The 14329-nt window shown below is 41.0% G+C and carries 18 protein-coding genes; 5 read left to right on the plus strand and 13 right to left on the minus strand.

Going from position 1 to position 14329, the window contains the following annotated elements; genetic code table 11:
- Window positions 1-199, plus strand: a 199-nt coding sequence (locus tag B4F91_RS10720) for a hypothetical protein (RefSeq protein ID WP_288635736.1), incomplete at its 5' end; no start/stop codon positions are given.
- Between the two features lie 92 nt (window positions 200-291).
- On the opposite strand, the gene B4F91_RS10725 is transcribed toward B4F91_RS10720, so the two are convergent.
- The 3 genes from B4F91_RS10725 to B4F91_RS10735 form a co-directional block, all read right to left on the minus strand.
- On the minus strand, window positions 292-1371 hold the full coding sequence (locus B4F91_RS10725) for an endonuclease/exonuclease/phosphatase family protein (RefSeq protein WP_096042199.1): 1080 nt from the start codon (window positions 1369-1371) through the stop codon (window positions 292-294).
- A 23-nt stretch (window positions 1372-1394) separates the two neighbouring features.
- Window positions 1395-1757 carry a hypothetical protein gene (locus B4F91_RS10730; RefSeq protein WP_096042200.1) on the minus strand — a complete coding sequence of 121 codons (363 nt, stop codon included), beginning with the start codon at window positions 1755-1757 and terminating at the stop codon, window positions 1395-1397.
- Window positions 1758-1833: 76 nt separating this feature from the next.
- On the minus strand, window positions 1834-2082 hold the full coding sequence (locus B4F91_RS10735; protein ID WP_004588496.1) for a TIGR03643 family protein: 249 nt from the start codon (window positions 2080-2082) through the stop codon (window positions 1834-1836).
- A 117-nt stretch (window positions 2083-2199) separates the two neighbouring features.
- On the opposite strand from B4F91_RS10735, the gene B4F91_RS10740 reads away from it, so the two are divergent.
- The 3 genes from B4F91_RS10740 to B4F91_RS10750 all read left to right on the plus strand — a co-directional run bounded on the left by B4F91_RS10740 (window position 2200) and on the right by B4F91_RS10750 (window position 5695).
- A complete protein-coding gene (locus B4F91_RS10740; RefSeq protein WP_096042201.1) occupies window positions 2200-2892 on the plus strand; it encodes a substrate-binding periplasmic protein in 693 nt (230 codons plus the stop codon).
- Window positions 2893-2903: 11 nt separating this feature from the next.
- Window positions 2904-3560 (plus strand): YoaK family protein, encoded by a 657-nt coding sequence (locus B4F91_RS10745; protein WP_096042202.1) that lies wholly within the window; start codon window positions 2904-2906, stop codon window positions 3558-3560.
- Between the two features lie 74 nt (window positions 3561-3634).
- A complete protein-coding gene (locus B4F91_RS10750; protein WP_286937095.1) occupies window positions 3635-5695 on the plus strand; it encodes a TonB-dependent receptor in 2061 nt (686 codons plus the stop codon).
- A 15-nt stretch (window positions 5696-5710) separates the two neighbouring features.
- Here B4F91_RS10750 and B4F91_RS10755 read toward each other — a convergent pair whose 3' ends face one another.
- Window positions 5711-6493, minus strand: a complete 783-nt coding sequence (locus B4F91_RS10755; RefSeq protein ID WP_096042204.1) for an AraC family transcriptional regulator — start codon at window positions 6491-6493, stop codon at window positions 5711-5713.
- Between the two features lie 101 nt (window positions 6494-6594).
- Between B4F91_RS10755 and B4F91_RS10760 the strand changes: the two genes are divergently transcribed.
- On the plus strand, window positions 6595-7797 hold the full coding sequence (locus tag B4F91_RS10760) for an MFS transporter (protein ID WP_257125118.1): 1203 nt from the start codon (window positions 6595-6597) through the stop codon (window positions 7795-7797).
- On the opposite strand, the gene B4F91_RS10765 is transcribed toward B4F91_RS10760, so the two are convergent.
- From B4F91_RS10765 to B4F91_RS10805, 9 genes are all read right to left on the minus strand, one after another.
- Window positions 7794-8018 (minus strand): hypothetical protein, encoded by a 225-nt coding sequence (locus B4F91_RS10765; RefSeq protein ID WP_004588490.1) that lies wholly within the window; start codon window positions 8016-8018, stop codon window positions 7794-7796. The genes B4F91_RS10760 and B4F91_RS10765 overlap by 4 nt on opposite strands.
- Before the next feature lie 109 nt (window positions 8019-8127).
- On the minus strand, window positions 8128-8970 hold the full coding sequence (locus B4F91_RS10770) for a glycosyltransferase family 2 protein (RefSeq protein WP_157743005.1): 843 nt from the start codon (window positions 8968-8970) through the stop codon (window positions 8128-8130).
- Entirely contained in the window at window positions 8960-10030 is a 1071-nt protein-coding gene (locus B4F91_RS10775) for a glycosyltransferase (protein WP_157743006.1), read from the minus strand. The genes B4F91_RS10770 and B4F91_RS10775 overlap by 11 nt, the downstream gene beginning before the upstream one ends.
- Window positions 10014-11048: a glycosyltransferase gene (locus B4F91_RS10780; protein WP_096042207.1), complete on the minus strand. Its 1035-nt coding sequence runs from the start codon at window positions 11046-11048 to the stop codon at window positions 10014-10016. The genes B4F91_RS10775 and B4F91_RS10780 overlap by 17 nt, the downstream gene beginning before the upstream one ends.
- Window positions 11045-12064, minus strand: coding sequence for a glycosyltransferase (locus B4F91_RS10785; protein WP_096042208.1), 1020 nt, complete (start codon window positions 12062-12064; stop codon window positions 11045-11047). The genes B4F91_RS10780 and B4F91_RS10785 overlap by 4 nt, the downstream gene beginning before the upstream one ends.
- Window positions 12061-12645, minus strand: a complete 585-nt coding sequence (locus B4F91_RS10790; protein ID WP_096042209.1) for a glycosyltransferase — start codon at window positions 12643-12645, stop codon at window positions 12061-12063. The genes B4F91_RS10785 and B4F91_RS10790 overlap by 4 nt, the downstream gene beginning before the upstream one ends.
- A gap of 85 nt (window positions 12646-12730) precedes the next feature.
- A complete protein-coding gene (locus B4F91_RS10795; protein ID WP_024031649.1) occupies window positions 12731-12883 on the minus strand; it encodes a hypothetical protein in 153 nt (50 codons plus the stop codon).
- Between the two features lie 371 nt (window positions 12884-13254).
- Window positions 13255-13668, minus strand: coding sequence for a GFA family protein (locus B4F91_RS10800; protein WP_004588484.1), 414 nt, complete (start codon window positions 13666-13668; stop codon window positions 13255-13257).
- Window positions 13669-13698: 30 nt separating this feature from the next.
- Window positions 13699-14310, minus strand: coding sequence for a TetR/AcrR family transcriptional regulator (locus tag B4F91_RS10805; protein WP_029771731.1), 612 nt, complete (start codon window positions 14308-14310; stop codon window positions 13699-13701).
- Between the last annotated feature and the right edge of the window lie 19 nt (window positions 14311-14329).

Consider the following 14329-nt stretch of genomic DNA (forward strand, 5'->3'; position numbering starts at 1 on the left):
CACCCATCAATCTGACACCCATCATTTTGATAGGAAGGCAACGTATTGTCAACTATTACTTGAAAAAACTCTAAACGAACTTACTATCGCCGTAAGCAAAAAACAACCCACTACCACCTTCAGCAGAAGAGTGAGTTTCTTTCCTAACTCGTCTTGGGGCAGAAATGAGTTAAATCTGGAAGGTAGCTTCACGCCATGAGGCACTCAACAACATAAATATTGATTATAACTGGCAAGGTATTTTACTGTGTCGGATGGCGCTTCGCTTATCCGACCTACACAAGCTAACAGCTAGCTCTTCTCAAACCTTGGCACCTTTCGCTTATCGGCTTTGCTCATAGCAAGCTCTTGTATCTCTTCTTGCTTAAGCTCGTCTGATTTATCTTCTAATGAATGCTGCTTGGCGTTTTCATACACCAGTTCGGTAAGTAGTGCAAAATGATCAGAGCCATATTTAGCAAGGCGCTTAATGCGTTTTACTTTAAAGCCTTGGCTGTGAAATAAATGATCGAGCGGCCAACGCATAAAAAAGTAACTTGCGTGAAAGGTGTTATAAAAACCACGGCCTTTACGTGGGTCTAAAAAACCACTTATTTGCATAAATAAACGGGTGCTGCGCGACCATGCCACGTCGTTTAAATCACCGGCTACAATGGTCGGGCGTGTTGGTTTTTTAAGTGCTTTAGCGACCATTATTAGCTCTGAGTCGCGTGGGCGCGATGAGTCTTCTTCAGTGGGGCTTGGTGGCGCGGGGTGTATAAAGTGCCCTTGCATTTCAAGGCCTTCATTGTTTTCGAACAGGATATGAATTGAAGGAATATCATCTTCAATGAGCTCACATATTTGCGCATCAAGAATTTTAAATTTACTGTATAAATGCATGCCGTAGCGGTTGTCTTTAGGGCATTCAATATAATAGGGGTAGTTTTTTTTAAGAACAGCTAATTTATTTTCCCACCAGCTGTCGCTTTCAAGGGTAATTAATAAATCGGGCTGGTGTTTATCAACCAGTGAGATTAGTTGCTCACTATTATGGTTTGACATAAGCACATTAGCCGACATGATTCTAACACTGTGATCTTCGCTCACTGAGGCCGTTTTAACTTCTTTTTTAGCAAGCCAAGTGTATGGAAATATCCACTTACCTTGTAATGCCATGGTTAGTAATGCGGTTAAAGCAGTATACAAATACCCGCTATTGCCGCTTTGCCACAGTAAATAAAACGATATAATTGCAACAGCGCTGGCTATATAAAATACCTGTAGTCGAACAAAGTCGCAGCTGCGCACTAAGTAGTGCTGACTGTATGACATAGGTAACAAGGTCACTAATAAAAAAAAGCCAATGATTATAGCCAGTGCAATGAGCATTTAAATATCCTTATAAATTGTACTTAACGAGTTAAAATTGAAAGTATTTCTCGGGTATCGTGCACCATGTGTATAACTGTACTGTCTATTTTTATACTTACTGTACCATTATCTCTAGAACGTTCAATAACGCGGCCTTGTTTATATACATTGCGGTCTAGGTAATCGCCTCTATGGTAACGCTTACTTAACCCTGGTGGCGTCCACCCAGCACGCACTAACTTTTTTTGCTGCTTTTTAGATAGTTTCTTACTGCTTTTATAGTTGTGCTGCTGATGTTTATGGTGGCCATTTTTATGGCCGTGATTGCCTTTGTCGGGCTTTGCCTGTGCATTAACGCTAACCAAGGCACCCGCTAAAAAAACCGTATATAAAAACGCTTTCATAAATAATCTCTAATAATGTTAATAGCTAAAGATTATCAAACACGCCTGAACATCATATGAAACTGCAAGCAGCTATTTATCTCGGCTTGTACTGTGTTTTGCAATGGCTGCGCATTATGGCTGGGTCTCGCAGTTTTAAATGCTTGGTTTTACGCCCTGCGTGGCGTTTGCGCCACACTTTAAAACTACCCTTTGAAATATGCTCTCGCATAAACAATACCAGCTGTGAATAATTAAGCCCGTATAACTGCTCTATAGCCTCAAAGGGGGTTCTGTCTTCCCACGCCATTTCTATAATTCGCGATTGCTGCTCTGCGTTAAACATGGTTATCTCTTAAAATTTAAACTTATACGAGAAGAAAAAATACATAGATCATCACTCAAAACCGAATATCGCTGTATAATAAACACACTACCATAAGAAAAAATCGGATTTACATTTATGCGCACATTACTGCTGCTTTTAGCTTTTAGTTTTTCTTCGCTATTATTAGCAGCGCCTAATAAAACGCTGCGCTGTGCAACTACCCATTACCCGCCTTTTACAATTTATGACGATGAAACACATACCTTTACAGGGATAGACATAGACTATTTAACTTTTATAGAGCGTAATTTAAAAGTGACCATTGAGCTGGTGCATTTACCGTGGGCTCGTATTAAAAAAGAAATGAAGTTAGGTTACTACGATTGTTATTTTGCGCTGGCAAATAATACCGAGCGTGCGCAATATTTAGAATTTACCACTGAGCCACTACACACCACCCAATTTGGTTTATTTAGCACAGAAAAAGCAAACCTTAATAATGACTTATCAAATTCACGCATTGCTATGCTAAGAGGCGTTAAATTACCCAATGTACTGGCAAAAGAATACAATATTAAACAAAGCAACTTTATGCATTCACTCTCCACTAAAGCCACATTTGATTTGCTTAATAAACAGCGTGTTGACTACGCAATTACTAATTATCAAGCCGGCTTATGGTACTCAAAAGGCTATAAAAACATACATGCTAAGCAGCTTGAAGGCTATGCCCTACCTGTTTATATTGCTTTTAAGCATGGCGTGGTCAACACCGCAATCGTTGATGAGCAAATAAAACGCTATAAAGCGCAATTCGGTGTGCATTAATAAGGTAGGCAATGTTAACTAAATTACCAAATTGGGTTGAGTACGGCGCGTTTGCGCTCGCTTTTATTGCTGGCATTGTGAATGCTGTAGGGTTATTAGGGTTTGAGCATCAGGCTATTTCTCACCTTTCCGGTAGTGTTACTTTACTTGGTATAAAACTAATGAGCAGTACCTCTGCTGCGTTACTACTAATGAGTATAATTTTAAGCTTTATGCTTGGCTCTGCCCTTTCTGGTTTTTTACTTACCGGCGGCTCGTTAAAGCTGGGGCGCCATTACGACACCCTATTATTTATTGAAGGCCTATTGCTGCTTTTAAGCGCCTATTTACTCAGCCGCGCCCATGTTTATGGCATTACGCTTGCCTCTGCTGCCTGTGGTTTACAAAACGCCCTTGCCACTAACTACAGCGGCGCAGTAGTGCGCACCACTCATTTAACCGGTATTTTTACCGACCTAGGTTTAATGATAGGCAAAGCGCTAAAAGGTGAACCCTTTGATACCCGCAAAGGCGTAATATTTATACTTATTATTGCCGGCTTTTTATTAGGTGGAGTGTGCGGGTTTATGCTTTATGAGCACTTAGCCCTACTTGCTTTAACCGTGCCCGCTGGGGCTTGCTTTATATTATCGCTAACTTATCGGGTATATAGAATACGCGCACTTTAACGCAACCGGTTTAAAAACTGTTTAAAACACCTTACCATGGCGTTAATAAAGCGTTACTCACCTTAAAGGAATGTATGAAACCTTATATTTTGCCGCTGTTATTGCCTCTCAGCCACGTTGCAATTGCTGATAATAAAAACGATGATGCAATAGAAACCATAACAACCACCGCATCACGTACAGAAGCACTGGCTACCCCCTATCCGCTTACTATTAGTACCTTATCTGAAGCGCAGTTAAATAGCATTGCGCCTACTCATGTTGAAGAGTCGTTACAACGTATTGCAGGTGCTAACGTACAGCGCGGAAATGGGCAAGAATACCTACCGGCCCTTCGCTCGCCGGTGCTTTCGGGCGCGGCAGCCTGTGGCGGCATACTAACCCTTGAAGATGGCATTCCACTGCGTGCTGCAGGCTTTTGTAATATTAACGAGCTTTTTGAAGCGCATAGTGAAATGGCGCAGCGGATTGAAGTATTAAAAGGGCCGGGCTCTGCACTTTATGGCTCAAATGCTGTGCATGGTGTTATTAATGTAATAACGCCCGATACCACGCAAGGCGGTGGATTAGTCGGGCTTGATTATGGCTCATACGGATATGCCCGTTATAAGCTTCGCGCTGGGCAAGACTACGGCAACAGTGGTATTGGCATAAACGCCAGTGTTACCGACGATACTGGTTACCGTGATGATGAAAGCGTTAAACAGCAAAAAATAAATATTCGCCACCGCTTTGAGCACTCAAACCTATTGCTTACCTCTGGCCTTACATACACAAATTTAGATCAGCACACTGCGGGCTTTATTACGGGTTTTGAAAGCTATAAAAACGAAGACATAGCACAGCAAAACTTTGACCCCGATGCATTTAGAAAAGCCCGCTCATTTAGAGCGTGGAGCAACGCCCAGTGGCAACTAAAGAACGGCAATGTGCTTTCTATTACGCCGTATGTGCGCGACCAAAGCATGGACTTTTTTAAGCACTTTTTACCTGGCACCCCGCTTGAAACCAACAGTCAAACAGGCATAGGTGTGCAATCGCTTTATCAACATAACTTGCAAAGTAATATAAAAATAAACCTAGGGCTTGATGGCGAATACACTCGCAGCGACTTTACTCAAAGCCAAAACGAGCCAACTCAAGGCTCTGCATTTTTAGTAGCCACAGTACCGCAAGGCAAACACTACGATTACGATGTAAACGCAACCCTGTATGCGCCGTTTGCATCAGTTGAGTGGCAATTAAATAAATGGTTTATTAGCGCCGGCCTCAGGTATGAGCATATGCAGTACGATTACACTAATAATATGCTCACAGGGCGCACAACAGAAGACGGCACAGAATGTGGTTTTGGCGGTTGCCGTTATAGCCGCCCAGCCAGTGGTAAAAATAGCTTTAGCAATACCTCACCTAAATTTGGCGTGAGCTACAAGGTCAACAATAACAATACGCTATACGCTAACTTTTCGCGTGGCTACCGAGCGCCCCAAGCGGCAGAGCTTTACCAATTACAACGCGAGCAAACCACCGCCGATTTAAACCCCGAAATAGCCAATAATGTCGAGCTTGGCTTAAAAGGATATTACAGCAATGTAAGTTACGCATTGGCTGTGTATGCTATGAGCAAACACAATACTATTTATCGCGATAGCGACTTTTTTAACGTTAACGATGGCAGTTCACGTCACAGAGGTATTGAGCTTGAAGTAGATTATGCATTAAGCAAAACGCTTAACTTACAATTTGCAGGTACACATGCAAAGCACACGTATACCAATAATCAGTTAATTAATGGGCTAAATATAAACGGTAACAACGTAGACACCGCGCCACGCAATGTGGCTAACCTTGATTTAACCTGGCAAGCCTTTAATAACCTAGCGCTTGCACTGCAATGGCATAGCGTAAGTAGTTACTATACCGACCCAGAAAACCTACATAGCTACGAGGGGCATGATATTTTAAGCTTACGTGCAAAGTGGCAAGTTACCAATAATTTAGAAGTGCTTGCACGTATAATTAACCTTACCGATGAATCTTATGCTGAGCGTGCTGATTACACCAGCTTTACTGGCGATAGGTACTTCCCGGGTAAACCGCGTAACGCCATGCTTTCGGCTACGTACACGTGGTAAAACCATGTATAAAGGTTAATTTAAATCGCCCATATATTTAGTGGGCGATTTTCCCATTACCTTTTTAAACATAGTTATAAACGCACTCACCGATTCGTACCCCAATAATGCCGACACTTGCTGTACACTTTGTCCATCTGATAGTGCCTGCAGCGCTGTAATTATATGTAATTGCATTCGCCACTTACCAAAGGTCATACCGGTTTGCTTTTTTATAAGCCGTGCCAACGTACGTTCGGTTGATGCAAAATTTTGTGCCCATTGTGCAAGGGTTTTACGATTATTTGGCTGTGCGAGTAACTGCTGCCCCATTGCTTGAATAACCGAATGCTTAGATAACACAAAGTCGAGCGCCTGGGCGGGCATTTCAATTAATAAATCAAACAGTACCTGAGCTAAACGTGCTGTTTTAGAGCCTTCATTATAGGCTTGGTGTTCGCTTGCTAGTTTTAGCATTAAACTTTTTACCAGCCCCGTTATTGCTAATGTACAGGTATGCTGTGGCATGCCGTGCTTATTGGCATCAATAAATACAAAACATAATTTAGCGTTATCAGATGCGCGATTGCTGTGTAAGGTATTTGCAGGTACCCAAATAGCACTGTGCGTTGGCACCATCCACATTTTGTTAGCCGCTTCGCAGGTAACATAACCATCAAGCGCTAAAATTAGCTGCCCCTTAGGGTGAGTGTGTAACGGGTATTCTTTGCTGCCTTGCGCGGTATCTACTTTGGCAATTATAGGCTGTGCCATGTGCTCGTAGTTTTGTAGGTATCCCCACCCTTTAGGCTCAAACATATTTTGTCAGTTTTTAGTTATTTAATGTCAGTATAGCTAAATTATAATACTGCTGATTTGTTTATACTAGCGCCAATAATTAGCTAACTTATTTTGTAATAATGACTCAAACACCTCACAGTAATGCTGGTATGTCGCGCTTTTCAAGCGTATTACTTGTTATAGGTATTTTACTTATTGCTGCCAATTTACGTGCGCCTTTTACAGGGGTTGCCCCTGTGCTTGAACAAATAATTGCGCATTTTAATTTAACCGCTTCGCAAGCAGGCTTTATTACCACCTTACCGCTAATTGCCTTTGCCATTATATCGCCTATGGCTGCAAGCCTGGCTAAACGCCAAGGGCTTGAGCGCACATTGTTTTTTGCTGTATTTTTAATATTACTGGGTATTGCCGCACGGGTGGTTAACTCATCCATTATGCTCTTTGTAGGCACAGCCATAATAGGCGCAGGTATTGCCATAGCTAACGTATTGCTACCAAGTATAATAAAACGCGACTTTGCGGAAAAAGTTGCGGTAATGACCTCTGCTTATGTACTCACTATGGGCATTGCCTCGGGTGGCTTTTCAGCATTAGTTTATCCGCTTAGCCAATATGAAGGGTTAGGCTGGCAGTTTGCATTAGGGGCAAGTGCACTGATTACAATTACCACTTTAATTGTGTGGATGGCGCAATTAAATAAACACACAAAACCGGCACAAACAGCACAGGCCTCAACACTTAATAAAAGCGTATGGCGCTACCTACTTGCTTGGCAAATTACCTTGTTACTGGGGCTAAATTCATTTTTAAATTACATCATTATTACTTGGCTGCCTAGCATACTCACCGAAGCGGGCCAAAGCGCAACGCAAGCAGGCGCGTATCATGGTGCTTTTCAAATTGCGACCGCCATACCTGGGCTTGTGCTTATACCTTTACTAGGAAAATTAAAAGATCAAAGTGCGCTTAGCTTTATACTTGCATCACTGAGTGCGTGCTGTGCGCTAGGACTACTTTATATGCCAAGCTTTGCATTAGTGTGGACGCTACTACTTGGCTTTAGCTCGGGGGCGTGTTTTATTTTAGGGCTGTCGTTTATTAGCTTACGTACCGATAACTCCACGCAAGCGGCTTCGCTTTCGGGTATGTCACAAAGTATTGGCTATTTGTTGGCGGCTATTGGCCCTATGGTAGCTGGGGCGCTACATACAAGTACCGGCAGCTGGAGTGCGCCGCTTTGGTTATGTGCAGGTGCAGGTGTGTTATGTGCTACATGTGGATGGTTTAGCGGCAAAAACACCACGCTTAATAATAGTTAACTTACTAGCTGCTGTAACCATGAAAACAAGCCCGTTGCTGGCTTTTTAGCGGGGCGATGCTTTTGCTCAAAACGCTTATTAGCGGCTTGACGTTGCTCGCGGCGCAGCTGTGCTAAATTAGCTTTTGCAGCAAAACGCAAACGCTGCTCTTGAGTTAGTTCGTCATTAAAGTTAATAGCTGACTTTTTAACTGCTCGGCTACTTTTCGGTGAACTACACATATTTTTCTCCAAATGACTGGCTTATAAATAGACAGTCATTTGGTTAAAAAATTTCAATTAATAATCTTTGCTTATCATTTTGTGCTGTTTAGCATTTAGCACACCTCATTTAATACGGCGAGGTAGAGCGACATGCTTCTATCTCATCGCGGGTCGGTTTTTTTAAAAATTTAACGCTGTGGCTCTTTTCGTCAATTTTAACTATATCCATAACGGCCATTTTTTTTAGCCAACCAAACATAGGTAAAAACTGCCATTTTTTTGCAAAGGTGTTGGCGTTATTACAAATATCTTCGGCGTAGTTTATAGGAGGCGTAAACTTGTCGTGGTATTGGTGCAGTACCCAATCATCAATGTAATTAAGCTTTATGTTGTTAACTTTACACTGCATAGCAAAGTCGGTGTCTTCAGCGCCGTAACCAATAAATTGCTCATCGAAGCCATTCACTTTATTAAAGTCACGTTTATTAATCGCAAAAATTAAAGACCAAAAAGTTAAAAAATCTACATTTTCGTTTATAGGCAGGTTTTTGCGTTTAGGGTGATCAACAGCCTCCTCCACTAATAGCTCGTAGTTACCATTACAAGGCACATACGGTAAATACTTTGCCTTGGCACTTACCACTAATTTATGGGTTAATTTAGTCAGTAAGTTTTCAAAAAGTGTGGGAGAGCAAATACAGTCTACGTCTATAAATATAACGTTATTTTGCTGAGCATTTTTAACCCCAGTATTACGCGCTTTAGCGAGGGGTAAACCTATGCTTTGCATATATACATTTTTGTTTAAAAAAGAAGTGCTTGGGGTAACATTGTGGCTGTTTTTTTCATCCATCCACACCACCACCATATCGGTTGGGCGCAGCGTACTATTTTCTATACTATGAATAAGGTTAGCAAGTTGCTGGTGACGCCCTTTTACAATAGTAACGACTGAAAATTTATGGCTCAATTGCAACCTCCTCAACTAACGCAATAAATTCGCTAATAAACTGTTCTGTATCACTTATTATTTGTGTTTTACTCATTTGGGTTTTTCTTGCATCAATTAATGCGGCCTCTATTAGGGCATTGTTTTGCTGTAAAAACGCTGAAAAAGGTAAATGCACGGCAAGATTATTTTTAGCTAACATACGCGCTTTTTCATCTTGCTCTTGGTAGGGTCGGTTTTCGGGTATAACAATCAGCTTTTTCCCCAGTGCTAACAACTGTGATACTGCATTATTGCCACCACTTGTAACTACAACGCTTGCAGTAATCGCTTGGTTTATATTAGCCACCATCCCTTTATAGGTTACTCCTTTTATAGGCTCGCCGTGGCAGCCAATAACCTCAACGTGATCTGTGTAATTAGTAAGTACACGTGCAATTAATGCCGCTCTTCGGGCATCTGTTATTAGCAAAGTAATATGATTGCCAAAATCTGTTTTTGAGGCGCTTTCACCACCTGTGTATTTTGATATAAACCCCAAATAATGGGTTTTATTAAAATAGCCGTAGTGAGGTGTTTCTAACTGCTTTGGGTACGGGGCGTATAATTTAGTCGCGCATTCATAGGCAAACACTTGAGTAGGGTCGCCACTAATATCACCCGAATGGCGCTGCATTAAAACAGGTATACCAATACTTCTGGCCATAATAGTGAGTTCGGCCGATACATCACTTATAAATAATACCGGTTTGTATTGCTGCGCTAATAAGTTAAAAGTTATAGAGCGCTCAAGTGGCGCTTCGCTATATTCTATTCCTTCAAACGCTGCGTTATAGCTCCTTTGCACTGAGCTTTGCCCTACCCATTTTGAAGGCAGCTTTTCAAAAACGCCCCGCTTACACACTTTATTTAAAGCCATTTTGACTTTTAAATCGCCATAGAGCACTACTACGTTATAGCTATTTTGAAGCTTATTTATAAGTAACTCAGCACGTGTAATGTGGCCCGCGCCATGATGATGAACATAAAAAAATACAGTCGGTAAATTTGGCTCATAATTTGGCTCATATAAGTGCTGCATATTCGGCCTCATAATTTGAAACAGTAACGTTAAAGTCGAAGTTTTTAGCAAATGATTGGCACGCTTGCGGCGTTATTTTGCCCAGCTTTTTAATGGCTGATACAGCTTCATCCACATTGTTTAGTGCGGTGCACACATTAGAAAATCGCAATTCTTCGGGTATGGCTGTTTTAAAGCCTACAACCGGTATGCCATGAGCAAGCGCTTCAATGGTTGTTAGGCCAAAAGGTTCGTGCCACTTTGAGGTGGCTAAAAATAAGCGAGATTTAGCAAGCTCTGCAAATAACTCATCATGTTTTAAATGCCCTAAATAACAAATGGAGTCTGTAAGTAAGGGTTCGACTTTAGCTTTAAAATATTCTTCATCTTCAATGGGGCCAGCTATAGATAAATTGCGCTGTAACTTTTGCGCTATTTGAATCGCCGATACTAGGTCTTTTTCGGCGTTAATACGCCCCATCCAAAACAAATCATGGGTTTTATTTTCCTCTAGTACACATTCACTTTTGGGCATAGTAACACCATTTGAAATCACTTTAATTGCGCTACCAAGCTGAGACTCCCACTCTTTACACAACCGGTTAGACACGGCTATATAACGATGATCGCTACGCGCTTTATGCAGCTTATGTATTAAGCCAAGCTTTGGTGATACAGGGGCATGTAAAGTAATCACGCTTTTTATATTGTGCAGTAATGCAACATCATATATCGCATGATAATAACTCTGATAATGCACCACGTCGTAATACGAGTTGTCTATTAGCGCAAACTGGGCGGCCTGATACAGTTTTTGGCCTTCTTCTTCTGTGGTTATGTTGTCTTTCATGCGCAGGGGGGATTCATCTAACTGTAAAATGTTAAACTCGTTTTCTTCATCAGCGTCTTTACACAACACATCAACAGTGTGCCCTTTTTTACAAAGTGCGTTAGCTAAATTAGCAACAAAGGCCTCTGTACCCCCCTTAAAAGGTTGTCGCAAAGAAACTATAGGGCTTGCGACCATTAGTATTCTCATGCAATTCTCCCTAATATATTGCTGTATTCGCTGCACATTTTAGCTATAGGGAAATTACGCGCGCTTTTAATTACATCATTTTTATTTAACGAAAAAGAAGCTTCAAGCGCGGCAGCTAAACTGTTTACGTTATTACCTTTAGCCAGTACGCCTGCCCCTTCACTGACTATTTCAGCAAACGCACCACGATTAAACGACACCACTGGCGTACCTGTTGCCATAGCTTCTAAAGTAGAAAGCCCAAATGGCTCATCCCAGCGGGTGCCAAATACAGCAGCTTTGGCATTTGCTAATTGGAGTTTAATACTGTGGTGATCAAGATGCCCTAAATAGCTATCGCAGGGTCTTAGCAAAGGCCGTACTACATCATCCATATAGTGTTTATCTGCGATGGGGCCGGCAAATTTAATAGCAATACCCATTTGTTGCGCTGTAGATATTGCTATATCAATGCCCTTACTCGGTAATATTCGGCCATAAGTAAACACATAATCTTGAGGGTTCTTTGTTACCTGCCAACGTTTAAGGTCTATACCATTGTAAGTAACTTCTACTTTATCGTTTATAAAGGGCTTCCACGCCTCAGCTAAAGAATGCGACACTGCGGTGAAGTGTATAAACGGCGAGTAAGAAGCCAGCCCCACAACCGCTTTAAGTTTTGAATAAGGCGGCGTATGCAATGTGGTTAACATGGGAATGTTATGTTTACTGGCCCACAATATGGGGATGGGATTAAGAGAGTTATTATGTACTACGTCAAACTGCTCTTTAGTTATATCGGCCATTACCTTGAGCATAAAATCGTTTTCAACTATATCGGGATATTGTTGATATTGGCTGTTATCTATCTGAAACGATTTTAAATTACAGTTAACCTCGCTGTCTGGGTGAGCATACAAAGTAACCTCATACACTGATTGGTAGTATTCAACCAGTGCACCAGTAAAGGCTTCTAGCCCACCAGCATAGGGCGATTTAATAGGAAATCGAGGGTGAGCTATAATCGCAAGTTTCATACTGCAAGCTCCTCGCGTCCGTGCGGCTTTTTATACAAAAGAACCCATGGCGCTTCCTTTTTGCTTTTTGCAGTAAACATTTTTTTCATTAACTGCCAATCACTGCTTGGCGCTGTTTCAAAGGGTAAAAACTCTAATAAAGAATCTTTTTTAAATATTATGCTTTCCAGCGGCCTTTGATAGGTGTGCTCTACTTTCTTTGTGTTATCAAAGTAGTAAGGAGTAAAAACAAAGTCCTCTTCAAAGCCTTCGTTTATTAGTTTAAAAGTGTGCTTTTCATCAAATACGTCATCATCTGTACGAAAAACCACAAAGTCACTCAACGTAGCTTGCAGCCCCACATTATAAGCCGCAAACCGACAGTTTAGCTGGTGATCAATATAAATAATGCTTGGGTCAATCGCCTTTAACCTTAGGCGTAAGTTATACCTTTGCTTGTACTTTTGCGTTGAATTATCAACAATGGTTATGATGCAGTTACTGGCGTATTTTTGTATTTCTTTAACCCGATCTATAACACCTTCATTGCAGTGGTAAGTTACTAACACAATGGCAGTTTTACAGTATCTTTTGCTTTTCATTATTCTTCCTTAGCCACATTTTTATTTAAAACCGCTTTAAACAAGGGCATTAATTTCCGTATCTATTACGCTAATAAATTAAGCGCTAACTTTTGTAATCGTTAAAATAAGCACTTAATTGCTTTAAGCGCAGCTCTAAGGCTAATTTTTCAGAGAGTTTCCAGTGTGGTAGTTTTTTTAAACGTGATTTGGCCGCTTCTAATTCAGCCCCCACTTCGCTTGTAGATAAAATTCTCATTTGTTTCACCTCATAATAAATATGCAGTCCATAAGAATTTATCAGCAAATAACAAGCCAAATAGGTACAGCTAAAAATCAAATATTTATTAACAAATATCAAAAGCTTATATTTTTAAAAAGTGGAAAGGTGTTTTTATAAAGGGGCGCATAGGCATATATTTCAATAAAATATGAAAATAATTCACAAAGCGCTTTAGCTTATAAATACTTAATCACTCGCGTTAAAAAAACGCTCTAAAGCAACAATAAACAGATTTAAATATAAAAAAGAATACAAAAGGAAGGGTAATTTAAATAGCTGCTAGTGGGACTCTCCCACTAGCAAGGCATGGCTAATAAGGCGTTTTATTTACTCAGCGCCCATTGCGCTTATGATTGAGGCGTAGTTTCAAAAGCCGGCACTTGGTGTAAATCGTTTAGCCATGTAAGCGTTGATTGCGACCAAATTTGCGCAGCTGGGGTAAACTCATCACGCTGATCAACTGCCCCTATGCGCAGGCCGTACACTCTATCGGCTTTTGCTTCGTTGGTTGCGTAAAGTGTAGTGCCGCACGTACCACAAAAACCTTGTGCGCGTTTATTACCGCTTTGTGCTGTTTTAACATACTCTTTTGGCTCGCCTTTAGTAAATACCACCGAGTTTGGCTCAGCCATAATTACGGCTCTAAATGGCCCACTCGACATGCGTTGGCAATCGCTACAATGACATACAAGTACGTTATTATTTTGCGACTGAGCTTGGTATTTAATTTCACCACAATAGCAGCTTCCAGTAATTTTCATTTTACTCTCCTTGAGTATGTTTAAAGGTGTTTAACCTAAATAAGCTAAAATAATTTTAGGTAGTTCTTGCGCGTATTGCTGCGCCGATAAATCACAGGCTATCGCAGGGGTTAAATCGTGATACAGCACTTTATCAAGCAATGAGCTGACAATTAAAAATACTGCCGTACCTGCCGCCGCCTCGCTCACTTTGGTATCTGTTTGGCTAATTAATTGCGCTAAACGCTGATAAATTACTCGTCTGTTTATGTGTTTATCACTGCCTAATAACTCGCTGTGCAAACGCGAATTTAAATGTAGCGTTCTAAATACCCCCTGCTGTGATGATAAAAACACATAGGTTTTATGGCATAAAGTGTTAACTACATCGTCTAAGTTTTTATAGTGCTGCGCCTCAAGCTCTGTTACCCAGTTATCTAATGCAATACCAAAGTCTTGATACAACATGGGCAGCAGCGACTCTTTATTTTTAAAGCGACGGTAAAACGTACCTACCGACACCTCGGCGTAATCGGCCAGCTCTTTTATACTTATGTGCTCAAAAAACTTACTTTTTAAACTGTGATGCAGCGCTTTTAATAGTTTTTCTTGGGTTTGTTGACTGCGTTGTTGCTTAGGTGCCAAAAAGGGTTGATCAGACATAAATTTAAACGTGTTAGGT

Origin of the sequence: Pseudoalteromonas sp. UBA6610, from assembly GCF_002433295.1 — a bacterium.
Lineage (GTDB): Bacteria > Pseudomonadota > Gammaproteobacteria > Enterobacterales > Alteromonadaceae > Pseudoalteromonas > Pseudoalteromonas atlantica.